The following is a 25884-nucleotide window of genomic DNA, read 5'->3' as shown; positions in this document are numbered from 1 at the left end:
AAAACTCCCGTCACTATCCGCGCTATGCAAAAACGCAACGTTTCTATCGTCCTACGAGAACTGCTGGACCGCGACCGGATCTCTCCCATGGAGCTTCACCGGCGCACCGGCGTGCCTCAATCCACGCTGTCTCGGATCCTCAGCGGCAAGATCGTTGATCCCTCGGACAAACACATCTCGCGCATCGCCGAGTACTTTCGCGTCAGCACCGACCAGCTGCGCGGACGCGTCGCCATCGGCGCCTTGCGCGAAGACCTGCGTGACCCAACCCATTCGGAACTCAAGGACATCAGCCTGTGGGACGACGACACCCCCGTGAATGATGACGAGGTGTCGATCCCTTTTCTGCGCGAGGTTGAATTGGCTGCTGGATCAGGAAGATTCGTCATCGAGGAAAGCGAAAAGGCCAGCCTGCGGTTTGGCAAGCGCAGCCTGCGGCATAACGGTGTGCAGTTTGACCAGGCCAAGTGCGTGACCGTACGTGGCAACAGCATGTTGCCGGTGCTGCGTGATGGGGCGACGGTTGGGGTCAACGCGGGCAAGAGCGGGATTGGCGATATCGTCGATGGTGATTTGTACGCCATCAACCATAACGGCCAACTGCGGGTGAAACAGCTCTATCGCCTGCCTTCCGGGATTCGCCTGCGCAGTTTCAATCGCGATGAGCACCCGGACGAGGACTACAGTTTCCAGGACATCCAGGATGAGCAGATCAGCATCCTTGGCCATGTGTTCTGGTGGGGTATGTACGCCCGCTAACCACCTGATGTAAGACAAAACCCGCCAGTGCGCGGGTTTTTTTTCGCCTATCAAAAGCAGGCGCGCCCAATGCCCGCAAGGCTGTCGATGCACTGATGCAATATCGTCGCGAAAATAAATGCATCTGTGCATTGACTGTATATGCATACATGCATATTCTCCATCTCAAGCCAGCCAAGAAGGCCTGGTGGAGGCAGCAAGGATGCTGCCAAGGAAGACAGGGAAGGCACGCAACATCGGCATGGACGCCATCACAGCGATGGCAAGGACGCCAGGCAACACCGGCAAGGATGCCGACGCTCTTTAGTTACACCGCATGACAAGAACAGGCAGCGATGAACCGGCCTCAACGGTTCAGAGGGTTGGCAACTGACCCGGGTGTGCAGCGTAAAGCACCAGAAGCAGTTATCCGGCAGACAGGGATCGTGGTCGGAAAAACATCGAGGGAAGAACCGTACCGCGCCAGTAGCGCCGACAGTTCGCGGGACGCATTACTGAAAAGCCTGGGCAACCGGGCTTTTTGGAATGCCTACCCACACACGGAAGTATCCAAACCCCGGCACTGTGCCGGCATTGCTCAGCCAGGAGGCGTGACATGACAAACGAGCAGCAAGCGTTAGCGGAAATGCCGATCTGGCTAGTGATCGTACTGGCCCTGATCGGCGGGGTCAGCGGTGAAATGTGGCGCGCCGACAAGGAAGGCGCCCGAGGCTGGTCGCTGGTCCGTCGCCTGGCCTTGCGGTCTGGGGCGTGCATGGTCTGCGGGGTCTCGGCCGTGATGTTGTTGTACGCCGCCGGCCTGTCGGTCTGGACCGCCGCCGCACTGGGGTGCCTGACCGCCATGGCCGGTGCGGACGTGGCCATCGGCCTTTACGAACGTTGGGCGGCCAAGCGTATCGGCATCAACCGCCCGGATCAGCAGTAACCGCTGCAAGGACGCAACAAGATGACCTCTATCGAAAAAATCTCCCAACTGCCCATGGCGATTGAGGACGCGCTGAAGAGCGCCTTCCCACAATTGCGTGTAGGTAATTATCAAGACTTCAGCGGTTCCGGCGATAAGACCGGTGTGCTTGTCAGCATGGAGCGTAATGGCCCTGGCGTGCGCTCCCTTGAGGGGCGCAAGGCGCATGTGCTGGCGGTTTCCCTCAAGGTCGCTGTCGCCAGCGGGGCCGCCGCGTTTGATGCGTGCGACCTGGCCAGTCAACTGATGGACCTGGCCCTGGACAACCGCTGGGGCCTGCCGCCGGATCAGTGCGATTTGCCCACGGCCATCGTCGCTGCACCTTCTGCGCTGAACGGCGTGGAAACGGACTACGACACCTGGATCGTTTCCTTCAGCCAAACCCTCTACCTCGGCCCGTTACTGCTCGAAGATCCTACCGGCAAGCCTCTGTTTGCCCGCACCTGGGAAGTCTCCGACATCAACGACCCGGACCAATATCGCCCACTCCAGGAGTAGTCCATGTTCGACGCATTGCTGCGCATGCAACTCGGGCCGATCGTCGAGCGCCTGGTGGACATGGAAGCCCAGCTCGAAGACCTGTACCGACGTGCGGAAAGTTTCTGCCGGATTGGCGTGTGCCAGGAGGTCGACGCCGCCAGCAACACCTGCAAGGTCAGCCATGGGGATTTGCTCAGCCCGGCGATCCGTTTTTTCAACCCCAGCGCTGGTTCGCAGACTGAAACCCGCATTCCCACGGTGGGTGAGCAATGCCTGTTGCTCAACTACGGCGGCGGCGAAGGCGGAGCACAGTCCGTGGCCTTGTTCGGCCTCAACAGTAGTCTGTTTCCGCCGGTTTCCGGCGTGGCCTCGCTGACCCGGCGTCGGTATCAGGACGGCACCCAAAGCGACTACGACGATGCCAGCCATACGTTCAACTGGAGCAACGGACCGACCGCTGTCAGCGGTTCCCGTGAACAGCTGAACGTGACTGTCGGCGCCGCCACACTGGCGCTGACCAAAGACAGCATCACCCTGCAACTCGGCGCCAGCGGCTTGCTGCTGGATGCCGCCGGCGTGCATTTGAGCGGCCCAGTGGTGGACCACAACGGCCGTGTGATCAGCAGCGCATAAGGATTTGCCATGATCGGAATCGATAGGAACAGCGGGGCAGCGGTCGATGACTGGCTGCAATTCGTCCAGCGTGCCACCCGAGCGCTGACCACCCCCGTGGGCACTCGCCAGAAGCGCCCGTTGTACGGCTCGAAGATCCCGCAACTGCTCGGCCAGAACCTCGGCGACGACCTGTTGATCCTCGCCCAGAGCCATGCCGCCGACGCGTTCTACAACGCGCAGAACGGCATCACCGACTTTCAACCCCAGGTCATCGTCGCGACCCGTCAGGGCGCCGGCTTGTTACTGCGTTTTGCCGGCACCTGGAAAAACCGCCAACAATCCTTCGAGGTCGTCACATGAGCATGCTGATCCCTGGCCAGAACCAACTGGCGGAACCGGCGATTATCGCAGTCGACGCCTTCGAGCCGTTGCTGGCGGAATTCAAGGCGTTCGTCGTCGACTATGTGGCCACCCGCGCGCCGCAAAGTGCGGCCAAGCTCAAGCTCAGCCTCGACAATGAAAGCGAGCTGCTGACCCTGGCCCTGGAAGCGTTTTGTGTACGCCTGCAAACCCACGAACGCCAATACAATGCGCGCATCAAGCAGATGCTGGCGTGGTGGGCTACCGGCAGCAACCTGGATGCGCGCCTCGCGGACATGGGCCTGGAGCGCCAGGTGCTCGACCCCGGCGATCCGGCCGCGTTCCCGCCTGTGCCGCCGACGCTGGAAAGCGACGACGATGCTCGCCTGCGCTATTACCTGGCACCCCACGCCCCAGCGGCGGGCTCGCGCATGCAATATCGCCGCGAAGTGTTCACCTTGGGCGAGCGGCCAGCGGTCAAGGTGCAAAGCGCCGCGCCGGGCGTGGTGACGGTCAGCTACACCTTCAACCCGGACGGCTATGCCGCGCGCATCAAGGATGGCAACGGTCGGCGTACGGCGCCTGGCGAGGTGATGGTCACCGTGCTCTCCCGGGACGGCGATGGCAGTGCCTCTGCCGATTTGCTTGACGGTGTGCGGCGACATTTCGCACGGCCCGATGTACGACCGGAAACCGATCTGGTCACGGTCCAGGGCGCGCAGATCCAACGCTACAAGATCCGTGTGGTCGCCAAGATCAACGCGGGCCCCGATTCGGGATTGACCCAGGTTGCCGCGCAACAGTTGCTGCAAACCTACGCCGATTCCTGCCATCGCCTGGAAGGTCGGGTCGATCCGAGCTGGATCGACTACGCCATCCACAGTGCTGGCGCTGCGCAACTGCAGATCCTCGAACCGCTGGCGCCGATCATCAGTTCGGCGTTCCAGGCCCCGTACTGCACGGGTGTCGAGGTGGAGGTGCGCACGCTATGAGTGAGCCCAAGACGAGCCTGTTGCCCGCCAACAGCTCACCCCTGGAAAAGGCCCTGGACCTGGGCTTCGGCTACTTGCTGGAACGGGTCACGCCGCCGTTTCCCCAACTGATGGACCCGGATCGTACACCGGCAGCGTTTTTGCCCTACCTGGCAGCGGACCGCGCGGTGAACGAATGGAGCACCACCGCCCCCGAGGCGGAAAAGCGCCTGACCGTCAAACTCGCCTGGCCCACCGCTCGCCAGGCCGGTACTCGCCAAGCCCTGGAAAACGCCGTCAAAGGCCTGCGACTACGCCCCGAGATGCGCGCCTGGTACGAGCAGAAACCGCGAGGTGTGCCCTACAGCTTTGCCGTCCGAGTCTGGACCGATTTGCCCTACAGCGAAGCCACTGACCTGCGACTTGATCGACGTCTAGCCGATGCCAAAAGCGAGCGCGACATCGTCTCGGTCTCCATCGGCCTGAGTGCGTCGGGCCGCCACAGTATTGGCGCTGCCACGCTGTGCGGCGAACTCACCACGATCTACCCAAACGTGCTGGCCGGCGTTGAGGCCACGGGCCGCGCCTGTTTGGCGGCCGGGCTCTACACCGTTGAAACCACCACGCTTTATCCACAGGAGCACTAAATGGCTGACTATTACACCCTGCTCACCAACGCGGGGATCGCCTACGAAACCGCCTGCAAGGCTGCCGGCGTGCCGATCAAACTGGCGCAGATTTCCGTCGGCGACGGCAACGGCGCTGTCTATAACCCAGACGCCAGCGCAAAAGCGCTGAAACGCGAAGTCTGGCGCGGGCCGCTGAACGCGCTGTTTCAAGATGAAAAAAACGCCAACTGGCTGATGGCCGAAGTCACCATCCCGTCGAATGTCGGCGGCTGGTATGTGCGGGAAGCCGGGCTGTGGACGGATAGCGGGATCTTGTACGCCATCGTGAAATATCCGGAGTCGTATAAGCCGGTGTTGACGACGTCGGGGGCCGGCAAAGAGTTTTACATCCGCTCGATTTTCGAGACGACCAATGCCGCCAATGTGACGTTGTTGATTGACGACACGGTGGTGAAGGCGACTCGGGCGTGGGTAGTGGACTACCTCGCGCAGCAGTTGGCGAAGGGGTCGTATACCAAGGCAGAGGTCGAGGCGTTGATCGCCAAGGCGTCGGCGTTGCCGGTCGGGGCGATGGTGCCGTTTCCGCTTGGAATCGTGCCGTCGGGGTATCTGGAGGTGGATAACAGCCTGTTCAAGGACTCTGTTTATCCAGACTTGGCGGCGTATCTGGCGAAGAAGTTCAACGTTGCGGGCGATGCGGCTGGGTTCACCCGGTTGCCGGAGTCGCGAGGGGAGTTTTTCAGGGGTTGGGATCATGGGCGTGGCGTGGATGCTGGGCGTGCGATTGCCAGTTTCCAGGCGGATGCGTTCAAGAGCCACACCCATACACCGCCCTATCAGACCGGTATCAATTCAGAAATCACTCCCGGTGGTGCTAAAGCGCTCGGCGGCACCACTTTTGATGTCCTCAAGGACGTAGGTTTCACCGGCGGCAATGAAACACGCCCACGCAACGTGGCGGTGATGTGGTGCATCAAGACCTGGAGCGCGCCGATCAATCAGGGAACTATTGATGTTTCGGCGTTGGCGCCTTTGGCGGTTCAGGCGACGGAAATCAATCAAGGCACTGCGAAAGTTGCAACTCAGGCACAAGTGAATGCCGGGGTGGATGATGCAGTTGTTGTGACCCCCAAAAAACTGCGTGCAGGGTTTTCCATTTCACTCGGCATGCCTGGGCATATCGCATTTCCTTCCTGGCTGGGCGGGTTGGTTATCCAGTGGTTTAAAGGGCCCGTCAGCGGTCTTGAATCAGTCGCTTATCCCGCGGTCAGTTTTCCTCTCGCATTTCCCAATGCGTGTCTGATCTCTTCTGTCTCGACCATGGGAAATGACACGGTGTTTTCTGACCAGATGTTCCAAGTAAGTAGCTGGAACAAAGAGACCGTCAAACTATTTCCTCAGTGGTTCGGTACCGCGAACCAAGGGCTTGTCTTTCCGCTGGTCATTGCAATCGGTTATTGAGGAGGTTCCATGTTTTATTCACCGTCCACCCACGGGCTTTACTCGTTGTCGCTGCATGGCAAAAACATGCCGGCCGATGTGATTGAAATGTCGGAAAAGGAGTATGCGGATCTCAGCGAACGGGGTTTCGCAATTTCGGATCCTGGTGTTTCTCCAACCGCTGAAGATGTTGTCGCTCGGGAACAAGCTTGGCGTGGTTATGCGTTGTCGTCAGTGAAGTGGTTGCGCGAACGCCATCGCGATCAGCTTGAAATTGAAGTTGATCCCACGCTCTCCGAGGCGCAGTTCAAAGCGCTGCTGGTTTATATGCAGGCGTTGCGTGACTGGCCTCAGTCATCCGACTTTCCGAATAGTGAACATCGGCCTGTTGCACCGTCGTGGCTCGCCAACCAAACCGAATAAACGCCCCGCACTGACGGGGCGTTTTCTTTCCTGATCCAAAACCCCGCCGCCTTGAGCGGCTTTTTTGTGCATGGAGTGCATATGCCCACCCGCCAAACCTACACCGTCCTCATCCCATTCCCCACCCACGCCGGCCATTGGTCTGTCGTCGGCGAGGAACTCGACCTGCTGGACGTCGAAGCAACCGCTTTGCGCACCGCTGGCCGCCTGGAACTGACCAGCGTCCTCACCACCACCCCGGCCCCAAAGGCCACCTCCCAGAAGGCTGACTAATCATGGCTGAGGTTTTGAACTTCGAGCACAACGGCATCACCGTCAACGCGACCGAATCCCCCGAGGCCATGGGGGGGCTGGGCGATAACGTGATCGGCCTGGTCGGCACCGCACCGAAAGCCCACGCGTCTATCCCGAAAAATTCGCCGTTCCGTATCAACAGTTTCACCGCCCAGGCGCTGCTGGATCCTACCGGCAGCGAGTCGGGCACGTTGTTTCATGCGGTGTACCAGATCCTCAAGGTGGTGAAGGTGCCGGTCTACGTAGTGATCGTGGAGGAGGGCGCCACCCCGGCCGATACCCAGAACAATGTGATCGGCGGCGACGAGCCGGTTACCGGTCGCAAGCTGGGCCTGGCGGCACTGGCCAGCGTGCCGGAAGACCTGACCATCATCGGTGCCCCGGGCTTCACCGGCGCCAAGGCGGTGGCCGGTGAGTTCGCGGCCTTCGGCAAGCGCATCAAGGCCCGTGTGGTGCTGGATGGCAAGGACGTGGCGGTCGCCGGCCAAGTGACCTACAGCGGCGAACTGGGCGGTGCCGACCTTGGCTTCGACCGTTGCCTGCTGGTGCACAACATGCCGTCGGTGTACTCCAAGGCGGCGAAGAAGAACGTGTTCCTGGCGCCGTCGTCCCTGGCTATCGCCGCATTGGCCAAGGTCAAGCAGTGGGAAAGCCCGGGTAATCAGGTGACGTTCGCCGAGGATGTTTCCCGCGTGGTCGAGTACAACATCCTCGACACCTCCACCGAAGGCGACCTGCTCAACCGCTACGGCGTGAGCTACTACGCGCGCACCATCCTCGGCGGTTTTTCGCTGCTGGGTAACCGCTCCATCACCGGCAAGTTCATCAGCTATGTCGGCCTGGAAGATGCCATCAGCCGCAAGCTGGTCAAGGCCGGCCAGAAAGCCATGGCCAAGAACCTCACCAAGTCCTTCATGGACCAGGAGGTCAAGCGCATCAACGACTGGCTGCAAACCCTGGTCGCCGACGAAACCATCCCCGGCGGCAGCGTATACCTGCACCCGGAACTGAACAGTGTCGAGAAATACAAGAACGGCACCTGGTTCATCGTCATCGACTACGGCCGCTACGCGCCGAACGAACACATGATTTATCAACTCAATGCCCGCGATGAAATCATCGAGCAGTTCCTGGAGGACGTTCTCTAATGTTTACCAACCGAGTCAGACAGGCCATTGCGGCCACCCTTCAAGGCCTGCCGTTGTCCGCGACGGTGGAGGAATTCACCCCGCCGACGATCGAGTTCGAGATGGAGCCCATGTCCGGCGGGCGCTTTATCGCCGAGGAAATGGCCAAGAGCGGCAAGGTGCTCAATGCCACATTGATGCTGCAAGGCGCCGGCCCCGAAATCATGCTGGCCCTGGGTGTGCGCCTGGGTGACGACATCCTGCTGAACGTGCGCGAAGCCGGCCAGGACCAGGACGGCAAGACCTATTTCACCTACCACACGGTCGGCGGCAAGCTTAAATCCCTGGCGGAAGCCAAGCTGAAAATGGGCGAAAAGGCCCTCACCACCCTGGAGCTGTCCTGCCGCACCTACAGCCGCCTGGAAAACGGCATCCCGGTGATCGACATCGACGTACGCACCCAGAAGTTCGTGCTCAACGGCGTTGATATCCTCGGCGATGCACGCCGCGCCGTGCTGATGCCCTAAGAATGATCGCGGTCCCTGTGGGAGCTGGCTTGCCTGCGATGCAGGCGACTCGGTCCTTCAGGTCGACCGAGGTGATGCTATCGCGGGCAAGCCCGGCTCCCACAGGAATCGGCGCTCGCCCTTTTTTACAACGTTACCCAAGGAATTGCCCCATGGCCTGGATGCCACCGCTGCACCGCCTGCTCTCGCCGATCACCGCCGACACTGGCGCGACGATCGAGCAGGTCCAACTCAAGCCGCTGTACTACGCCGCGCAAAAAGACGCGCTGGCCCGGGCCGGTGATGATGAGGACGATCAGTTCTTCGAACTGGCGAAACTCGCCACCGGCCTGTCGGAAAAAGAGCTCGACCAACTCAAGCGCCCGGATTACGTGACCATCGCCCAATTCGTGCATGAGATGTCGACCCGTCCTGCGTCGTTCTTCCTCGGCGAACCGGCGCCATCGAGCCACGAACAACCGGTGCAACTGCTGCTGCCGGTGGATGCCGGCGGTCGCACCCATGCCGAACTCGAGCTGGAAATGCCCGCCCTGCGCGCGACCAAGGTGATGAAAAAACTCGCCACCGCCAAGGACCGCGCCGAATTCATTACCGCCCATTGCACCGGGCTGATGATCCCCGATCTCGCCGGCCTGACCGTGCCCGACTGGACGGGGTTGCAGGAGCGCATTGACGATTTTTTAAATCAACCGGCGGCCTTCTTTCGCAACGGGACATTGACGTAATCCTCGACGTGGTGCCGCTGGTTTACTCGGTCAATGAAGCGGAGATCCTGGAATGGGACGCCGCCAAAGCCATGCGCCGCTACGACATCGCGATCACTCGCCTTGGCGTCAAACAGGAGTAGAGCGGGATGCAAGACACTAAATATGGGATGAGGCTCGCCCAGGAGGACTTGCGCTGGATGATCGGCGACGCCGACCTTGGCAATGTGCTGGCGCCGTTTTCCGCCAGTGCTGCGGCACCTGTCAGCCTGGTTGGGGCCGGGCAGCCGCAGTTGGAGCTGCGCTCGACGTTGGTCACGCTGAGTGTGGATATCAACGCCTTGACCCAGGAAAACGTGCGGCTGCGCGAGACGTTGGAGACGCTCAACAGCACGCTGTTCATCAACGGCGATGCACTGCTGCCCAAGTCTGCCGATGTGGCCGCGAGCGCGCCGAAGGACCAGCCCGAGGCTGCCGGCGCTGGCTTGTTGGACACGATCAAAGACAAGGTCATAGAAAAAGCGGTTGATCTGGTCATGGACGCGGCCGTCAATCAAGTCAAAGAGCTCAAAAAAAACGGTGGGCACAGCGCAGGGTGGCGCGCTCTGTACGAGCGAGCCCGCCAGGCCTTGCGGGGCTTGTCAAACGGCTTTCAACCGGGGGCGGGCTCGCAACGTTTTCAGTCCTTTGCCGGGGCCAGCGTTGCAGCTAGCGCACCCAACCTAAGCGCAGGTGCCTTGGCCGATGCTGTCGGCACACTGCAATCCGTCGGCATTCGCCGGCTTGGGCCATTGAGAACCGCCGCAGCTGCCGTGGATGTGATCCAGGGCGTACGCAACGGCGATGCCAACGCCATCGGCTCCGGCCTGAGCACGGCGGGTGGAGCGTGGGCGGGCGCCTCTGCGGGGGCGGCCCTCGGTACTCTGGTTCTTCCCGGTATCGGTACAGCGGTCGGCGGCGCCATCGGTGGTTTGCTGGGCAGCGAAGCGGGCGGCTGGCTGGGCGACAAACTGTTCGGCCCCAGTGATCGCCTGCCGGCGCCCGATGCCGTGAGCAAAGAGCTCAACAGTGCCCGCGCGGATAACGTGCAGGTGTCCATTGCGCCAAGTATCCAGATCACCGGTGTGAACCCTGCCGATGCCCAACAGGTGGTCAGCCAGGTGATCCACGCCCTGCAATTTCAATGCATGCCGATGGTCACGGACGCGCTGGGAGTCCGCCGCAATGCGGCTCTCGCCGATCCAGGAGGTGATTGATGCGACAACAGATGGTTTTGGGCGATTTCATTTTTGGTTTGTCCCGGGGCTTTGCCTATGCCTCGCTGATCCGCAACAGCGACGGCGGCTGGAGCGACCTGGCGATTATTGCCAGCAAGCCGCAGTCGCGACAGAGCGGCCAGAAGCTGGAAAAACTCACCTTCAGCGGCAAGGCCATGTACGGCATCGGCATGCAACGCCTGGATGAGTTGCGTGCCTTGCAAGGCTTGCGCACACCGTTGCCGCTGGTGGATGGCATCGGCCGTAACTGGGGCCTGTGGCGTATCAATTCGATTAAGGAAACCCAGAGCAATGTGATCGATGACGGTACGGCGATGCTGATGATCTGGACCCTTGTGCTGGAGGAATTCGTCAATGCGTAGAGTACGAAGTATCGCCGGTGACTCGGTCAACCTGCTGCTCTACCGCGAGCTGGGGCGTTGCGATGATGCGGCCGAAGAAACCCTGTGGCGCCTGAACCCCACGCTTGCCGAGCACGGCCCTGTTTTGCCGGCGGGTGTGTGGGTGATCGTGCCGGAAATGCAAACGCGGCCGGCGGCGCTGCGCCCCGTTCTGGCGTGGGATTAAGGAGGCTGCATGACACAGGGATTTACACCAATCGTGGAGTTTTACGGCGCCAATGCGGCATTGCTCAACCAACGCGTCATGCGCTGGAGCCATACCGATGGGGTCGGCATCCAGTCTGACCGGCTGGAACTGACCCTCAATATTGAAGGGCTGGAAGGCCTGCCGAGCATGAGTGGCAAGATTGGCTTACGCGTGGGTTACAAAGAGACGGGGCTGGTGGAAAAAGGCCAGTTTCTGATCAGTCAGCGCACCCCCGTGCTGTTTCCCATGCGCTTGCTGATTGTCGCGACAGCGGCGCCCTTCAGCGAACAGGACGCGAGCGGCTATCGCCAGCGTCGATCCGCCAGCTATGGGCCCACCACGCTGGGTGTGCTGTTTCGCCAGTTGGTCAGCCGGCATGGGTTTTCGCCGCGTGTGGCGCCGTCGCTGGAAAGCGTGCCGGTGCCGCATATCGACCAGTCCAATGAAAGCGACATGGCGTTCATTACCCGGCTGGCCAAACGTTATTGCGCGATCACCAAGCCGTTCAACGAACTGTATGTCCTCGCCGAAGCCGGGAAAACCCGCACATTGACCCTGCAGCAGTTGCCGGAGGTGAAGTTGTCCGTGACCCAGGACAATCGCCCTGGTGATCAGGCCTTTATCACCGCCACGCTCAACGACAAGACGCGCGCGAAATACCAGGGCAGCCGTGTCACCTGGTGGGATGCGGCGGGGGGCAAGCAGCATGTGGTTGAAGTGGGCATTGCGCCGTTCAAGGCCGTGCGCCAGCGTTGTCAAAACGCGGCGGAAGCCCGCGCCGTCGCTGAGGCCGAGCTGCGCAGGGCCGGGCGCGAAGGGTTGGAGTTGCTGATCGATTGCCCTGGCAATCCGTTACTGGCCGCCGAAGGGCTGTTGCGGCTCGATGAGACCTGGCCGGCTTACATGCAGGGGCGGTGGTCGATCACCCAGGTGGTGAATGCGAACGATCCGGTGGCGGGGTATCGCAGCTCCATCACCGCGGGCGGTTTGTCGGAATAGTCACTTTTCAGGGGACGATTATTGATGCAGATCACACTGGCGCAACTGATGCAAATCCTGCCGGGAACCCGCCTTGTCGCGGGCGTTTTTTTGCCTGGGTTCAATGCCGCGTTTGCCCTGTATGGGATCGACAGTGCCCGACGCGTCGCTGCGTTTATCGCGCAAATCGGCCATGAGTCCGGTGAATTGCGCTATGTACGCGAACTCGGGAGCGAGCAGTATCTGAGCAAGTACGACACGGGGTTGCTGGCCGCGCGCCTGGGCAATACGCCGGAACAGGACGGCGATGGCCAGCGGTACCGCGGCCGTGGCCTGATCCAGATCACTGGCCGGCGCAACTACCTGGCCTGTAGCCAGGCGTTGTTCGGTGACGATCGTTTGTTGCGGGAACCGGCGCTGCTGGAGCAGCCGCAATGGGCCGTCGCGTCGGCCGCCTGGTTCTGGCAGAGCAACGGCCTGAATGAACTGGCCGACAAGGATCAGTTCACCACGATCACGCGACGTATCAATGGCGGGCTCAATGGGCTGGAAGACCGCTTGCGCTTGTGGGCGCGGGCGAAGACGGTGCTGTGGGTTTCTTAGGTGCGTGCCAGCTTCTTGAGACAGTCCGTCACTTGCGTGTGCGATTGGCTCCTGTAGGGTAGGCGAACCCCCGCCCAAGACTGGAGACAAGCCGTGAAGGAAATCACTCAACTGGCTGCTGAACTGGGTCGCCGTTTACAGGTGCTCAACGCCCACGTCACCACCGCCGAATCCTGCACTGGCGGCGGTATTGCTGAGGCGATCACGCGGATTCCGGGAAGTTCGGCCTGGTTCGAGGCGGGCTATGTCACTTATTCCAATCGCCAGAAGACCCGGCAATTGAATGTGCCGGAAGCCTTGTTCACAAAAGTGGGCGCCGTCAGCCAGGAGGTGGTGGAGGCGATGGTGCGTGGCGCCCAGGAAAAAAGCCTGGCGCGCTTTGCCGTGGCGGTCAGCGGTGTCGCCGGGCCGGATGGCGGTTCGCCGGACAAACCGGTGGGCACTGTATGGCTCGCCTTTGGTGTCGGCGATGACGTCACGGCTGAGCTTGAGCACTTCACCGGCAACCGCGATGAGGTCCGCCGACAAACGGTAAAGGCCGCGCTAGAGGGCTTGTTGCGACGAGCTGCAGCAGAAATAGAAAATCAGGGGTAGGCGATCTCCGATCTTTGTGGAACAATACTGTCTACTTATACAGGTGTTGGCCGCCCCGGCCTTATTGATTACGTGAGGACTTTAATGGACGACAACAAGAAGAAAGCCTTGGCTGCGGCCCTGGGTCAGATCGAACGTCAATTCGGCAAGGGTGCCGTAATGCGTATGGGCGATCACGACCGTCAGGCGATCCCGGCTATTTCCACTGGCTCTCTGGGTCTGGACATCGCGCTCGGCATTGGCGGGTTGCCAAAAGGCCGTATCGTTGAAATCTACGGTCCTGAATCTTCCGGTAAAACCACCCTGACCCTGTCGGTGATTGCCCAGGCACAAAAAATGGGCGCCACCTGCGCGTTCGTCGATGCCGAGCACGCCCTCGACCCTGAATACGCTGGCAAGCTGGGCGTCAATGTTGACGACCTGCTGGTTTCCCAACCGGATACCGGTGAGCAAGCCCTGGAAATCACCGACATGCTGGTGCGTTCCAACGCCATCGACGTGATCGTGGTCGACTCCGTGGCTGCCCTGGTACCCAAGGCTGAAATCGAAGGCGAAATGGGTGACATGCACGTGGGCCTGCAAGCCCGTCTGATGTCCCAGGCGCTGCGTAAAATCACCGGTAACATCAAGAACGCCAACTGCCTGGTGATCTTCATCAACCAGATCCGTATGAAGATCGGCGTGATGTTCGGCAGTCCGGAAACCACCACCGGTGGTAACGCGCTGAAGTTCTACGCTTCGGTCCGTCTGGACATCCGCCGTACTGGCGCGGTGAAAGAAGGCGACGAAGTTGTTGGTAGCGAAACCCGCGTCAAAGTCGTGAAGAACAAAGTGGCCCCGCCTTTCCGCCAGGCTGAGTTCCAGATTCTCTACGGCAAGGGTATCTACCTGAACGGCGAGATGATCGACCTGGGCGTGCTGCACGGTTTTGTTGAGAAGTCCGGCGCCTGGTATGCCTACAACGGCAGCAAGATCGGCCAGGGCAAGGCCAACTCGGCCAAGTTCCTTGCAGAAAACCCGGATATCGCCGCCACGCTTGAGAAGCAGATCCGCGACAAGCTGCTGACCGCCGCGCCGGACGTGAAGGCTGCCGCCAACCGCGAGCCGGTTGCAGAAGTAGAAGAAGCCGACACTGATATCTGAAGCAAACGATGACAGTTGTACTGGATACACTCGTCGCCGTTCGGCGCACTGCAATGGACCTGCTCGCTCGCCGCGAGCATGGTCGAGTCGAGCTGACGCGTAAGCTGCGTCAGCGCGGCGCGGAGCCCGAGATGATCGACACCGCTCTCGACCGTTTGACGGAAGAAGGGCTGCTGTCGGAAGCCCGTTACCTCGAAAGTTTTGTGTCCTACCGGGCCCGCTCCGGCTACGGCCCGGCGCGGATTCGTGAAGAGTTGAGCCAGCGGGGCCTGCAACGTGCTGATATCGACCTTGCCTTGCGTGAGTGTGGAATCAGCTGGCAGTCGCAGCTGGAAGAGACCTGGCGGCGCAAGTTTTCTGGCCATCTGCCCATCGATGCCAGGGAGCGTGCAAAACAAGGCCGCTTCCTGAGTTATCGCGGTTTCTCGATGGAAATGATCAGCCGCCTACTCAGCGGCCGAGACATGGACGACTGAGTTGTTATCTTGCAAAAAGGCCCACTATGAAAATAGTGGGCCTTTTTTTTTGCTCAAAAAATCACGCCGGCTCCGGCGCCACCCGCTGCTGCGTCTTGCCCTGAGCCTGTGCCCAGTTCTCCGGCAAGTTGATGAAATCCACCAGCTCGCGCAAGCGGCCCTGGTCGCGACCATTAAAGTTGAACACCAGTCGCGTCAGATGGCTGAACCTCGGCTCGTCATGTTCCTCGCCGGTATAAGCGAGTTGCTGGAATTCCCCGCTCAACCGCAGGCTGGCAAATTCGCTTTGCAAATGGGCCAGTGCCCGATCGCTGAGAGGGTGATGCATGCGCATCACGAATTCGCGTTTCAACCAGCGCGTGGAGTGGAAGTTGGCGTAGAACTGATTGATCTCCGCCACCGCTTCCTCCGCGCTGTACACCAGGCGTACCAGCTTGAGGTCGGTGGGCAGGATATAGCGATTGGCTTCCAGCTGGCTGCGGATAAAGTCCAGGGCGCCTTGCCAGAAGCCACCACCGGGAGCGTCCAGCAATACGACGGGCACCAATGGGCTTTTGCCGGTCTGGATCAATGTCAGCACTTCCAGCGCTTCATCCAGTGTGCCGAAACCGCCTGGACACAACACCAATGCATCGGCTTCCTTGACGAAGAACAGCTTGCGGGTGAAGAAGAAGTGAAACGACAGCAGGTTTTCGGTGCCGTCGATGGTCGGGTTGGCATGCTGTTCAAACGGCAGGGTGATGTTAAAACCCAGGCTATGTTCCAGGCCGGCGCCTTCATGGGCGGCGGCCATGATGCCGCCGCCGCCGCCGGTGATCACCATGAGGTCCGATTTCGCGAGCATTGCACCGACTTCACGGGCCAAGGCATACAAAGGGCTTTCGACGGGCGTGCGCGCCGAGCCAAACACCGTGACTTTGCGCCGCCCCTTGAACTGTTCCAGCACGCGGAAGGCGTTGTCCAGTTCGCGGATGGCTTGCAAGGTGATTTTCGCGTTCCAGCGGTCGCCGTTGTCCTGGGCCATGCGCAGCACGGTGAGGATCATGTCGCGATAAAGAGGGATGTTCGGGCTATTGGGGGCAATCAGCTGGAGTTGCGCTTCGACCTGCTGCGTGAGGTCGGCTCCGTTTTGTTCAAAATGGCGGAGCAGGCGGTCATTCGGTTCGTAAGGCATTCAACTTCTCCTTCTTGCAGGGCCCGGGTGCCCGACGAGCCATTCGCCGGAGGCGACGACACTGCATGTGTCGCTGCTTGCCGCTGGGGGCAACCTTCTTTTGCCCTGAAAATGTTACAGAACAGCAGGGGAAATGCTGCGAATGAAAGGTTGGGATGGCTTGATCATGGGCCGGAAAACCCTTGGCTGGCAACCACTTATTGGTTGCTTGAGAGAGTCTAGCTGTCCGAAAGGACTTGAAGCGGGGGAGCGCGCACCACCGGACGGCGGTGCGCGAAGGTTATGCCGTTACTTTTTCTTCTTCGCCGGGGCAGGGCAATCGGCTTCGACGAACTTCACCGACGCGACAGGACGGTTGGTCTTGTTCTCGGTAATCTCATAACGCATCACGGCGCCCTTGGCCATCAACTCGCGGTAGCCCTTGTTCAGGCACACGCTCTGGCCGAGCTGGAAATACACCGCCTTGGGGTTGGCGCGCATCTGTTCGGCGCGGTCGGGCAGTACGCTGAGGTGATCGATCAGTTGCATGCCTTCAACGGTGTAGGCCACTTCCAGGGTCTTTTCGTCGATTTCCCGGGGCAGGTCCTTGTTGCTTTCAGCTGCGACGCTTTGCAGCTTGCGGTTCATTTGGGCCTCCAGCAGCGAGGCCGCCTGGGCGCCCACAGGCAATACCAGCGCGAGGGCGATGGATGGGGCGGCAAGGCGCAGCATGGAACGCAACATGAAACTCTCCTGATTCGGGTACTGGTGCATAGACCAGCCACTGCGCTGTGCGTTCAGTGGCGCGCAATTATAGGTGAGCCGTTGCCACTACAGCCAGGCGTATCGCTGGTAAACTGCCGGCACTTAAAGCCTTCCACGAGTTTTCACCGTGTCGATTTACCCGTCCCAACGGCGCATCCGATGAGCCACGCCGTCTCCCGCCTGCGCACCCAGCGTCTGGCTCGCGCCGTGAGGCCGTTCCTCAATCGTGGTTCCCGCGCCGAGCGCTGCCCTGGCTGCCGAGTCATTCCCGAGTACTGCCTGTGCGCCTGGCGGCCAAAAGTCGCGGCCAGGTCCGCGATGTGCCTGCTGATGCATGACGTTGAACCGATGAAACCCAGCAACACCGGCTGGCTGATCGCCGATGTGATCGACGACACCACCGCGTTCGCCTGGTCGCGCACCGAGGTTGACCCCGACTTGCTGACTTTGCTGGCCGACCCGCAATGGCAGCCCTATATCGTATTCCCCGGTGAATTCGTGGTGCCCGAGCGGGTTGTCAGCCAAGTACAGGTGGAAGAGGGCAAGCGCCCATTGTTTATCCTGCTGGACGGCACTTGGAGCGAAGCGCGCAAGATGTTCCGCAAAAGCCCGTACCTGGAGCATTTGCCGGTACTGAGCCTGGCGCCTGAGCAACTGTCGCGCTACAAGTTGCGCCGTTCCAAGCGCGATGATCATTTCTGCACGGCCGAGGTCGCAGCGCTGTGCCTGGAACTGGCCGACGACGGCGCCGCCAGTGAAGTGCTGGACGCCTATCTCGACGTCTTCAGCACCCATTACCTGGCGGCAAAATTCCAGTTACCCCTGGACCCCACCGACATCGTCCATACTCGTCTTGCACCCTATATCCCAGCGGTATAGCCAGACGACGTTTGCATGATGGCACCGTAAACCCGCCGCCGCTAAAATGCCCAAGGGCGTAGTGCTTGACCCTCCAGGCTACGCTGGGCATGCTGAGCGCCGATTGGGGCACAACCGTGAATTTTCGACGTCGTTCCACGTGCTTTTGACGTCGAACTTGCCCTGTGGCGACGGCTGCCTGGCCGTCGCCTAGTGTATTGGCGAACCCTGAACCCATCAGGGCTCCCATAAAAAACAGGATCATTTAATCAATGGCCACATACGAAATCCTGATAGCCGATGACCATCCGCTGTTTCGCAGCGCCCTGCACCAAGCAGTGACCCTGGGCCTTGGCCCGGACGTGCGCCTGGTCGAAGTGGCTAGCATTGCCGAACTGGAAGCCCGCCTCACCGAAAAATCCGACTGGGACCTGGTGCTGCTCGACCTGAACATGCCGGGCGCCTACGGGTTCTCGGGGTTGGTGCTGTTGCGTGGGCAATATCCGCAGATCCCCGTGGTGATGGTCTCGGCGCAAGAAGAAGCCGATGTCGTGGTGCGCTCCAAGGAGTTCGGTGCCAGCGGCTTCATTCCAAAATCCAGCGCCATGGAAGATATTCAGAACGCCGTGCGCAGTGTGCTGGATGGCGACGTGTCCTGGCCGCCGCAAGCGTTTGAAGAAATCAATGTGTCTGACGAAGCCAAGGCCGCGCGGGATGGCTTGGCCAGCCTGACGCCCCAGCAGTTTCGTGTGCTGACCATGGTCTGCGAAGGGTTGCTCAACAAGCAGATCGCCTACGAGCTGAGCGTGTCGGAAGCGACCATCAAGGCCCATGTCACGGCGATTTTCCGCAAGCTGGGGGTGCGTACGCGGACCCAGGCGGCGCTGCTCTTGCAACAACTTGAGTCAATTTCGCAGCATTAAGTTGTTACCGATTCACGCTTTTTTGACTTTGCGTGATCTAGTTTCCCCACTTCTTTGGTTCAGTTGCCTACGTCTATGTCGCCTTTCAAGGGTCAAACCGGTATCAAACGTATCTTCAATGCAGGGGGCTATTCCCTGGATGGCCTGCGTGCAGCTTTCACCGGCGAGGCGGCCTTCCGCCAACTGGTGTTGCTCAACGTGATCCTGATCCCGTTGAGCTTCTTCCTGCATGTCAGCCGGGTCGAGCGTGCCTTGCTCATCGCTGTGTGCCTGCTGGCCCTGATCGTCGAGTTGCTCAACTCGGCGGTGGAAGCGGCGATCGACCGGATCTCCCTGGACCGTCATCCCTTGTCGAAAAACGCCAAGGACATGGGCAGCGCCGCGCAATTCGTCGCGCTGACCATGATCACCCTGGTGTGGGCCGTGATCCTGATCTAACGATCAGGCAATGCTCGGCAGCACGATCTCGTCGCTGCGCTGAACTCCGGCGGTGAAGGCGCGGCACAGCTCCAGGAACTCGCGCATGGCCGAGGTCTGGTACTTCTGTTTATGCCAGATGAAGTAGAACTGCCGGGCCAGGTCCAGGTCCGGGGTTTCCACCGGCACCAGGCTGCCACGGCGGAATGCATCGCGTAGCGCGAGCCGGGATATGCAACCAATACCCAGTCCTGACTCCACGGCGCGCTTGATTGCCTCGGTGTGCTCCAGCTCCAGGCGGATGTTCAGCGCGCTGCGGTGATGGCGCATGGCTTGGTCAAATGTCAGGCGCGTGCCCGAACCTTGCTCCCGCAGGATCCACGCCTCACGGGTCAGCTCATCCATGCTCGCCACGCCACGCTTGGCCAGGTGATGCTGGGGCGCGCAAAACACCACCAGTTCATCCTCGACCCAGGTTTGCACCTCGATATCCGGGTGGCTGCAGTCGCCTTCGATTAGACCCAGGTCAATTTCGTAGTGCGCGACCTGGTGCACGATATGCGCAGTGTTCTGCACATGCAGCTTCACCTGGCTCTCGGGGTGTTGCTGCATAAAGCTGCCAATCAGCAGGGTGGCCAGGTAATTGCCGATGGTCAGCGTGGCGCCGACCGCCAGGGAGCCGAAGCCGGACTTGCCGTTGAGCAGGTCCTCGATCTCCTTGGCCTGGTCCAGCAGCGCCACGGCCTGGGGCAATAGCTGATGACCGAGGGCGTTCAAGCTCAGCCGCTTGCCCGCGCGGTCGAATAATTGGCAGCTGGATTGGCGCTCCAGCTCGGTGATCGAGGTGCTGGCGGCGGATTGAGATAAGGCCAGAAGGCCAGCAGCGCGGGAGACGCTTTCCTGCTGGGCGACGGCGACGAAGACTTGCAGTTGACGGAGAGTAAATCGCATATCGATATAACCGATAACCCTTATCTTAATAATCCAGTTAACAGATATTGTCGCCGCCATTAGAATGCTGTGCAATTGCGCATCTATCTCTTTGGCGCAGACCTATTTCCAGGAGTTCCCCGTACATGAGCAACATGAACCACGAGCGTGTCCTCAGTGTTCATCACTGGAACGACACTCTGTTCAGCTTCAAGTGCACCCGCGACCCGGGCCTGCGCTTCGAGAACGGTCAGTTCGTGATGATCGGCCTGCAACAACCCAACGGCCGCCCGCTCATGCGCGCTTACTCCATTGCCAGCCCGAACTGGGAAGAGCATCTGGAGTTCTTCAGCATCAAGGTGCCGGATGGCCCGCTGACTTCCCAATTGCAGCACTTGAAGGAAGGCGACGAGATCATCATCAGCAAAAAACCGACAGGCACCCTGGTGCTTGACGATTTGAAGCCGGGCAAACACCTGTACCTGCTCAGCACCGGCACTGGCCTCGCTCCATTCATGAGCGTGATCCAGGACCCGGAAACCTACGAGCGTTTCGAAAAAGTGATCCTGTGCCACGGCGTGCGTTACGTCAACGAAGTCGCTTACCGCGAGTTCATCACCGAGCACCTGCCGCAGAACGAATTCTTCGGCGAGGCCCTGCGTGAGAAGTTGATCTACTACCCAACCGTGACCCGCGAGCCGTTCGAAAACGAAGGCCGCCTGACCGACCTGATGCGTAGCGGCAAGCTGTTCACCGACATCGGCCTGCCGCCGATCAATCCCGAGGACGACCGCGCCATGCTGTGCGGCAGCCCAAGCATGTTGGACGAGACCAGCGAAGTGTTGAACAGCTTCGGCCTGAAAGTTTCGCCACGCATGCGTGAGCCGGGTGATTACCTGATTGAGCGTGCGTTCGTCGAGAAGTAAGCACCGCTCAAAAAATGTGGGAGCCGGCTTGTGTGGGAGCTGGCTTGCCTGCGATAGCATCACCTTGGTTCAACTGAATGACCGAGGCGTCTGCATCGCAGGCAAGCCAGCTCCCACATAAGCGGCTCCCACAGTTGTTTCCGGCGTTTATTCAGCGGGCAGCACTTCCAGCACACATATCGTCCCAGCCTCGGGATAGTGCCAGCGCACATCCACATCCCAGAACTGCGCACCATACTCGCGCTCAGGCCCAGGCGTCTGATACGCCGGCCGCGGATCCTGCGCCAAACACTGCTCAATCAACGCCACCAACGGCTCATCCAGCCGCTGGGCGTGGCTTTGTGCTTGGTGCAGCGCGGTCTTCAGCCACTGCACGGGAATCAGCGAGGGTGCGCCGCTGGCCATGTCATTGGTGGCCGTGTCGATGATGTCCGCATAGGGCACATACGGCTTGATATCCAGCACCGGCGTGCCGTCGAGCAGGTCGATCCCGGAAATCCACAGCCGCCCCGGCTCCACCTTGTCCAGCTTGACCACCGACTGGCCGATGCCATTGGGCCGGTGCGTCGCACGGGTCGCAAACACGCCCATGGAGGTGTTGCCACCCAGGCGCGGCGGGCGCACCTTCAGGCGGGGTTTGTCTTCCAGAGCCTGGTGGAACAGAAACAGCAGCCACACATGGCTGACCTGTTCCAGCCCCTGCACCGCCTCGCCGCCGTCGAACGGCGCCACCAGCTCCAGCACGCCACGGGCGGCAGGCGCCAGTTGCGGTTGGCGCGGGATGGCGAACTTCTCCTTGAAACAGGAGCGCACGAAGCCGACGGGCGAGACGTTGTAGCTCATGGCTTACGCACGCACCCGCAGGGTCAGGCCCTTGAGGAAGTTGCGCAGCAACTGGTCGCCGCAGGTGCGGTAGTTGGTGTGGCCGAACTTGCGGAACAACGCGCTCAGCTCAGGCTTGGACACCGGGAACTCGGCGGCCTTGAGGATGGCGTGCATGTCGTCTTCTTTCAGTTCGAAGGCCACGCGCAGCTTCTTGAGGATGATGTTGTTGGTCACCGGGGTTTCAATCGGCTGCGGCGGACGGCTTTCGTCCTTGCCACGCTTGAAGATCACCAGGCCATCAAGGAAATGCGCCATGACGTCGTCCGGGCAGAACACGAAGCCTTCTTCCTCGTCTTTCTTGAGGTAGGTCAGCAGGTCGTCCTTGGTCACGTCCATGCCGCCGAGCTTGATGATCTCGACCATCTTGTTGTCGCTGATGTCGAGCATGTAGCGCACGCTACGCAGTACGTCGTTGTGAATCATGGTGGGTAATCCTGGTATTCAACTGAGGACACCGCGCAAATCCGGCGGTGTCGAGAAAGGGGTAGCGGCTTAGAACTTCTCTTTGGCCGACAGGTAGCGCCACTGGCCGACCGGCACCTTGCCGATGGACACGCCGCCGATGCGGATGCGACGGATGGCGATGACCTTGAGGCCCACCGCTTCGCAAAACAGCGCGATCACGCCCGGCTGCGGGTTTTTCATCGCAAAACGCAGGCGGTTTTCGTTCTGCCAGCTGGCTTTGACCGCCGGCAGCTCCTTGCCTTTGTAGGTCAAGCCGTGGTTCAAGCGGTTGAGACCGTGGGCAACCATGTCGCCTTCGACTTCCACCACGTATTCCTGCTCGATCTTGGCGGCATCGGCGGTCAACTTGCGCAGAATCTTCCAGTCCTGGGTAAACACCAGCAGGCCGCTGGCCTTGGCTTGCAGGTCGGCGCTGGCGGTCAGGCGCAGGAAGTGGCCCTTGAGCGGGCGCTTGCTGAAGCGGTGTTCTTCGGACAGGGTGTCGGCGCTGATCGAGGCCATCGCCGTTTCTGCGTCCACGCCAACCGGCGCGTGCAGCAGGATGGTCACCGGCTCTGGCACGGTGGCCTTGGCGTCCGGGTCGAGCTCGACCTTTTGGGTGGTGACCTTGAACTGCGGCTCGTCGATCACTTCACCGTCCACCGAGACCCAGCCGCCTTCGATAAACAGCTCAGCCTCCCGACGGGAGCAACCGACCAGTTCGATAAGGCGTTTGGAGAGGCGTATGGGGTCAGTCATGACAGGGGCCGTAACAAAAGGGGGCGGCTATTGTACCTGCCTGGCGCCGGTTAATCCCGGCCCCATTTCAGTGCCGGCGTTTTTTGTGGAAGCTCTGGTTTTGCTGGGACCTGGCTTGTGTGGGAGCCAGCTCCCACAGAAGAGCGTAAACGCAGGTGCAGCAACGGATAAGGTTGGCCCAAACCATCATGCTCCGTCCGTCCGATCACCTCAAAGCCCTGTTTTAAGTAAAAACCCAGCGCCTGCGGGTTCTGTTCGTTGACGTCCAGCTCATCGGCGTTCATGTGTTCAATGGCATAACCCAGCAATTGCTGGCCAAGCCCCTGGCCACGGTACTGTGGGTCGATGAACAACATCTCGACCTTGCCCGCGGCGACCCCGGCAAACCCGGTGATGCGTTGATGCGGATCCTTGGTGCAAATCAGCATCACCGTATCCAGGTAATGGGTCAGCACCAGGTTGCGCAGCAGTTCGATGTAGCTGTCCGGCAAAAAATCGTGGGTAGCCCGCACCGAGGACTCCCAGATTTCAGTCAGTTTTTGATAGTCGCTGGTTTTAGGTGTGTGGATAACCGAATGCCGACGCATGCCCGCTGCCCCTGCCGATGATTGGCGATGAGCAAACGATAGACCTAAAAAAGCCCCACATCTTGATCAGATGCAGGGCTTTTTAGTGTGTACTGGATCAGTCGCGCTTTTCAGCCCACAGGTCGTACTCGTCGGCGTCGGTCACGGTGCACCAGACCTTGTCGCCCGGCTTCAAACCGCTGGCATCGTCGATAAACACGTTACCGTCGATCTCCGGCGCGTCGAAGAAGCAGCGGCCTACGGCGCCTTGCTCATCGACTTCGTCGATCAATACTTCGATTTCCTTGCCGATGCGCAGTTGCAGGCGCGCCGAGCTGATGGCCTGCTGGTGCGCCATGAAACGCTCCCAACGGTCTTGCTTGACGTCGTCCGGCACCACGGCCAGGTCCAGCAAGTTCGCCGGTGCGCCTTCCACTGGCGAATACTGGAAGCAACCGACGCGGTCGAGTTGCGCTTCGGTCAGCCAGTCCAGCAGGTACTGGAAGTCTTCTTCGGTTTCGCCGGGGAAGCCGACGATGAAGGTCGAACGGATGATCAGTTCCGGGCAGATCTCGCGCCAGTTCTTGATGCGCGCCAGGGTCTTGTCTTCGAAGGCCGGGCGTTTCATGGCCTTGAGCACTTTCGGGCTGGCGTGCTGGAACGGGATGTCCAGGTACGGCAGGATCTTGCCGGCGGCCATCAGCGGGATCAGCTCGTCGACGTGCGGGTATGGGTAAACGTAGTGCAGGCGCACCCACACACCCAGGCTGCTCAAGGCTTCGCACAGTTCGGTCATGCGGGTTTTCACCGGCGCGCCGTTCCAGAAACCGGTGCGATATTTCACGTCGACACCGTAGGCGCTGGTGTCCTGGGAGATCACCAACAGCTCTTTCACCCCGGATTTGACCAGGCGCTGGGCCTCGTCCAGCACATCACCGACCGGACGGCTGACCAACTTGCCGCGCATCGACGGGATGATGCAGAAACTGCAACTGTGGTTGCAGCCTTCGGAAATCTTCAGGTACGCGTAGTGACGCGGGGTCAGCTTGATGCCTTGCGGCGGCACCAGGTCGATCAGCGGGTTGTGATCCTGGCGCGGCGGCACTACTTCGTGCACGGCGTTGACCACCTGCTCGTACTGCTGCGGGCCGGTCACCGCCAACACGCTCGGGTGCACGTTGCGGATATTGCCTTCTTCCACACCCATGCAGCCGGTCACGATGACCTTGCCGTTTTCCTTGATCGCTTCGCCGATCACTTCCAGGGACTCAGCCTTGGCCGAATCGATGAAACCGCAGGTGTTGACCACCACCACATCGGCGTCCTGGTAAGTGGACACGACGTCATAGCCTTCCATACGCAGTTGCGTAAGGATGCGCTCGGAATCGACAAGCGCCTTCGGGCAACCCAGGGAAACAAAGCCAACCTTGGGGTTGGCTTTTGCGATGGTGGTGGACATGTCTAACCTCGGTATTGAATGACGCCGCCGCCGTGAAGGGCAGGCAGCGGACGGGCACTTGGTGTGCCTCTGATCAAAAAGTGCGCAATTCTATCGATGGGCAACGCGCTTGACCAGCTTTATGCGGGGAAATGCGACGAGTGCGGTGTTGGTCGATTCACCGCTCCCTGACCATGCTCTCAAGCCCGGACGTCTTGCTCTGTGCGGTGCGATACAACTTTAGACATTCCCACACCTAACGCCTGGAGTACTTTCAGGAGCGTGGAGAGCTTAGGGTCGCCGCCGACGGCGATGGATCGGTAAAGATTCGCTCTATTGAGCCCTGTGTTCTGCGACAAACTCAGCATTCCACCGCGAGCTTCCGCCACCCGGCGAACAGCGACAAGGAAGGCGTCTTCACCGCCCGCTTCATCGATCTCCTCAAGGGCGACAGAAAGATAGTCAAGGGCAAATGCTTCGTCGTCACGGAGCATTTCAAGGACGCTATCTTCATGAGAGCGAGTATGAATGGTCATTTTTGCTGCACCTTGTAGGACTTCCAAAGAGCCTTGGCCTGATCGATATCGTTTTGCTGTCTGGCCTTTGAGCCTCCGCCCAACAGAAAAACAATCTGCCGATCCTGAATTGCGTAATACACGCGAAACCCGGGGCCGAAATCGAGTTTCATCTCAAAGACCCCATCTCCCACCGGCTCGGTAACGCCAAAGTGACCAAGGGACGCTCGGTCCACTCTGGTCGTGATTCTTGCTTTTGAACGCGTGTCTTGCACGGTGTCCAGCCAGGCTTGGTAGATATCCACGCCATTGACTGACAATACGTGTTTCACCTCATACATGAGAAATGTACC

The 25884-nt window shown here is 60.3% G+C and carries 35 protein-coding genes; 25 read left to right on the top strand and 10 right to left on the bottom strand.

Annotated features, from left to right (window positions below; genetic code table 11):
- Positions 1-24 precede the first annotated feature (24 nt).
- The 21 genes from J1G37_RS01085 to recX all read left to right on the top strand — a co-directional run bounded on the left by J1G37_RS01085 (position 25) and on the right by recX (position 14952).
- Positions 25-759 carry an XRE family transcriptional regulator gene (locus J1G37_RS01085; RefSeq protein ID WP_207039880.1) on the top strand — a complete coding sequence of 245 codons (735 nt, stop codon included), beginning with the start codon at positions 25-27 and terminating at the stop codon, positions 757-759.
- A gap of 595 nt (positions 760-1354) precedes the next feature.
- Positions 1355-1684, top strand: coding sequence for a phage holin family protein (locus J1G37_RS01080; protein WP_207039879.1), 330 nt, complete (start codon positions 1355-1357; stop codon positions 1682-1684).
- A 21-nt stretch (positions 1685-1705) separates the two neighbouring features.
- Positions 1706-2221 (top strand): hypothetical protein, encoded by a 516-nt coding sequence (locus J1G37_RS01075; RefSeq protein ID WP_207039878.1) that lies wholly within the window; start codon positions 1706-1708, stop codon positions 2219-2221.
- A gap of 3 nt (positions 2222-2224) precedes the next feature.
- A complete protein-coding gene (locus J1G37_RS01070) occupies positions 2225-2836 on the top strand; it encodes a phage baseplate assembly protein V (RefSeq protein ID WP_207039877.1) in 612 nt (203 codons plus the stop codon).
- 9 nt (positions 2837-2845) lie between these two features.
- Complete coding sequence (locus J1G37_RS01065; RefSeq protein WP_017738269.1) at positions 2846-3178, top strand: phage baseplate protein; 333 nt, start codon at positions 2846-2848, stop codon at positions 3176-3178.
- Entirely contained in the window at positions 3175-4170 is a 996-nt protein-coding gene (locus J1G37_RS01060) for a baseplate J/gp47 family protein (protein ID WP_207039876.1), read from the top strand. The genes J1G37_RS01065 and J1G37_RS01060 overlap by 4 nt, the downstream gene beginning before the upstream one ends.
- Complete coding sequence (locus tag J1G37_RS01055) at positions 4167-4796, top strand: phage tail protein I (RefSeq protein ID WP_207039875.1); 630 nt, start codon at positions 4167-4169, stop codon at positions 4794-4796. The genes J1G37_RS01060 and J1G37_RS01055 overlap by 4 nt, the downstream gene beginning before the upstream one ends.
- A complete protein-coding gene (locus J1G37_RS01050) occupies positions 4797-6239 on the top strand; it encodes a phage tail protein (protein WP_207039874.1) in 1443 nt (480 codons plus the stop codon).
- 9 nt (positions 6240-6248) lie between these two features.
- Positions 6249-6641, top strand: a complete 393-nt coding sequence (locus tag J1G37_RS01045) for a phage tail assembly chaperone (RefSeq protein ID WP_242551371.1) — start codon at positions 6249-6251, stop codon at positions 6639-6641.
- Positions 6642-6722: 81 nt separating this feature from the next.
- Entirely contained in the window at positions 6723-6914 is a 192-nt protein-coding gene (locus J1G37_RS01040) for a hypothetical protein (RefSeq protein ID WP_207039873.1), read from the top strand.
- Between the two features lie 2 nt (positions 6915-6916).
- Complete coding sequence (locus J1G37_RS01035; RefSeq protein ID WP_207039872.1) at positions 6917-8083, top strand: phage tail protein; 1167 nt, start codon at positions 6917-6919, stop codon at positions 8081-8083.
- Positions 8083-8589: a phage major tail tube protein gene (locus J1G37_RS01030; protein WP_207039871.1), complete on the top strand. Its 507-nt coding sequence runs from the start codon at positions 8083-8085 to the stop codon at positions 8587-8589. Before J1G37_RS01035 ends, J1G37_RS01030 begins: the two co-directional genes overlap by 1 nt.
- 152 nt (positions 8590-8741) lie before the next feature.
- Positions 8742-9314 carry a phage tail assembly protein gene (locus J1G37_RS01025; RefSeq protein WP_207039870.1) on the top strand — a complete coding sequence of 191 codons (573 nt, stop codon included), beginning with the start codon at positions 8742-8744 and terminating at the stop codon, positions 9312-9314.
- A 128-nt stretch (positions 9315-9442) separates the two neighbouring features.
- On the top strand, positions 9443-10549 hold the full coding sequence (locus J1G37_RS01020; protein WP_207039869.1) for a hypothetical protein: 1107 nt from the start codon (positions 9443-9445) through the stop codon (positions 10547-10549).
- On the top strand, positions 10549-10932 hold the full coding sequence (locus J1G37_RS01015) for a phage tail protein (protein ID WP_207039868.1): 384 nt from the start codon (positions 10549-10551) through the stop codon (positions 10930-10932). The genes J1G37_RS01020 and J1G37_RS01015 overlap by 1 nt, the downstream gene beginning before the upstream one ends.
- Positions 10925-11137, top strand: coding sequence for a tail protein X (locus J1G37_RS01010; protein WP_207039867.1), 213 nt, complete (start codon positions 10925-10927; stop codon positions 11135-11137). The genes J1G37_RS01015 and J1G37_RS01010 overlap by 8 nt, the downstream gene beginning before the upstream one ends.
- Positions 11138-11146: 9 nt before the next feature.
- Positions 11147-12157, top strand: a complete 1011-nt coding sequence (locus tag J1G37_RS01005) for a contractile injection system protein, VgrG/Pvc8 family (RefSeq protein WP_207039866.1) — start codon at positions 11147-11149, stop codon at positions 12155-12157.
- 24 nt (positions 12158-12181) lie between these two features.
- The gene (locus J1G37_RS01000) at positions 12182-12739 is read left to right on the top strand and encodes a glycoside hydrolase family 19 protein (RefSeq protein WP_207039865.1); all 558 of its coding nucleotides are present in this window, start codon (positions 12182-12184) and stop codon (positions 12737-12739) included.
- Between the two features lie 93 nt (positions 12740-12832).
- Positions 12833-13333: a nicotinamide-nucleotide amidohydrolase family protein gene (locus J1G37_RS00995; protein WP_207039864.1), complete on the top strand. Its 501-nt coding sequence runs from the start codon at positions 12833-12835 to the stop codon at positions 13331-13333.
- Between the two features lie 84 nt (positions 13334-13417).
- Positions 13418-14476, top strand: a complete 1059-nt coding sequence (gene recA, locus J1G37_RS00990; protein ID WP_017738252.1) for a recombinase RecA — start codon at positions 13418-13420, stop codon at positions 14474-14476.
- Positions 14477-14484: 8 nt separating this feature from the next.
- Entirely contained in the window at positions 14485-14952 is a 468-nt protein-coding gene (recX, locus tag J1G37_RS00985) for a recombination regulator RecX (protein WP_026136987.1), read from the top strand.
- Positions 14953-15013: 61 nt separating this feature from the next.
- On the opposite strand, the gene J1G37_RS00980 is transcribed toward recX, so the two are convergent.
- Positions 15014-16126, bottom strand: coding sequence for a TIGR00730 family Rossman fold protein (locus J1G37_RS00980; protein ID WP_207039863.1), 1113 nt, complete (start codon positions 16124-16126; stop codon positions 15014-15016).
- Positions 16127-16414: 288 nt separating this feature from the next.
- Positions 16415-16849: a PA3611 family quorum-sensing-regulated virulence factor gene (locus tag J1G37_RS00975; RefSeq protein ID WP_207039862.1), complete on the bottom strand. Its 435-nt coding sequence runs from the start codon at positions 16847-16849 to the stop codon at positions 16415-16417.
- Positions 16850-17029: 180 nt separating this feature from the next.
- Here J1G37_RS00975 and J1G37_RS00970 point away from each other — a divergent pair, with 180 nt between their 5' ends.
- The 3 genes from J1G37_RS00970 (at position 17030) to J1G37_RS00960 (ending at position 19089) form a co-directional block, all read left to right on the top strand.
- A complete protein-coding gene (locus J1G37_RS00970) occupies positions 17030-17749 on the top strand; it encodes a tRNA-uridine aminocarboxypropyltransferase (protein ID WP_207039861.1) in 720 nt (239 codons plus the stop codon).
- Positions 17750-18000: 251 nt separating this feature from the next.
- Entirely contained in the window at positions 18001-18651 is a 651-nt protein-coding gene (gene erdR / locus J1G37_RS00965) for a response regulator transcription factor ErdR (RefSeq protein WP_017738247.1), read from the top strand.
- A gap of 75 nt (positions 18652-18726) precedes the next feature.
- Positions 18727-19089: a diacylglycerol kinase gene (locus J1G37_RS00960; RefSeq protein ID WP_017137081.1), complete on the top strand. Its 363-nt coding sequence runs from the start codon at positions 18727-18729 to the stop codon at positions 19087-19089.
- Positions 19090-19092: 3 nt separating this feature from the next.
- Here the strand turns inward: J1G37_RS00960 and J1G37_RS00955 are convergent, their stop codons facing one another.
- Positions 19093-20019: a LysR family transcriptional regulator gene (locus tag J1G37_RS00955; protein WP_017738246.1), complete on the bottom strand. Its 927-nt coding sequence runs from the start codon at positions 20017-20019 to the stop codon at positions 19093-19095.
- Between the two features lie 125 nt (positions 20020-20144).
- Here J1G37_RS00955 and fpr point away from each other — a divergent pair, with 125 nt between their 5' ends.
- A complete protein-coding gene (gene fpr, locus J1G37_RS00950; protein ID WP_124526086.1) occupies positions 20145-20924 on the top strand; it encodes a ferredoxin-NADP reductase in 780 nt (259 codons plus the stop codon).
- Between the two features lie 147 nt (positions 20925-21071).
- Here the strand turns inward: fpr and tsaA are convergent, their stop codons facing one another.
- From tsaA to J1G37_RS00915, 7 genes are all read right to left on the bottom strand, one after another.
- Positions 21072-21767 carry a tRNA (N6-threonylcarbamoyladenosine(37)-N6)-methyltransferase TrmO gene (gene tsaA, locus J1G37_RS00945; RefSeq protein WP_207039860.1) on the bottom strand — a complete coding sequence of 232 codons (696 nt, stop codon included), beginning with the start codon at positions 21765-21767 and terminating at the stop codon, positions 21072-21074.
- Positions 21768-21770: 3 nt separating this feature from the next.
- A complete protein-coding gene (locus J1G37_RS00940) occupies positions 21771-22232 on the bottom strand; it encodes a DUF1456 family protein (protein ID WP_017529765.1) in 462 nt (153 codons plus the stop codon).
- 69 nt (positions 22233-22301) lie between these two features.
- Complete coding sequence (locus tag J1G37_RS00935; protein ID WP_017738244.1) at positions 22302-23012, bottom strand: rRNA pseudouridine synthase; 711 nt, start codon at positions 23010-23012, stop codon at positions 22302-22304.
- A gap of 50 nt (positions 23013-23062) precedes the next feature.
- Entirely contained in the window at positions 23063-23599 is a 537-nt protein-coding gene (locus J1G37_RS00930; RefSeq protein ID WP_242551370.1) for a GNAT family N-acetyltransferase, read from the bottom strand.
- 97 nt (positions 23600-23696) lie between these two features.
- Positions 23697-25025 (bottom strand): 30S ribosomal protein S12 methylthiotransferase RimO, encoded by a 1329-nt coding sequence (gene rimO, locus J1G37_RS00925; protein ID WP_169855583.1) that lies wholly within the window; start codon positions 25023-25025, stop codon positions 23697-23699.
- 191 nt (positions 25026-25216) lie between these two features.
- Positions 25217-25552 (bottom strand): addiction module antidote protein, encoded by a 336-nt coding sequence (locus tag J1G37_RS00920; protein WP_207039859.1) that lies wholly within the window; start codon positions 25550-25552, stop codon positions 25217-25219.
- On the bottom strand, positions 25549-25872 hold the full coding sequence (locus J1G37_RS00915) for a type II toxin-antitoxin system RelE/ParE family toxin (protein ID WP_207039858.1): 324 nt from the start codon (positions 25870-25872) through the stop codon (positions 25549-25551). Before J1G37_RS00915 ends, J1G37_RS00920 begins: the two co-directional genes overlap by 4 nt.
- Positions 25873-25884 lie beyond the last annotated feature (12 nt).

It is taken from the genome of Pseudomonas sp. Marseille-Q1929 (assembly GCF_017316265.1).
Taxonomy (GTDB): Bacteria; Pseudomonadota; Gammaproteobacteria; order Pseudomonadales; family Pseudomonadaceae; genus Aquipseudomonas.
Note: the sequence above shows the minus strand (reverse complement) of the source record. Positions and strands in the feature narration are given on the sequence as shown.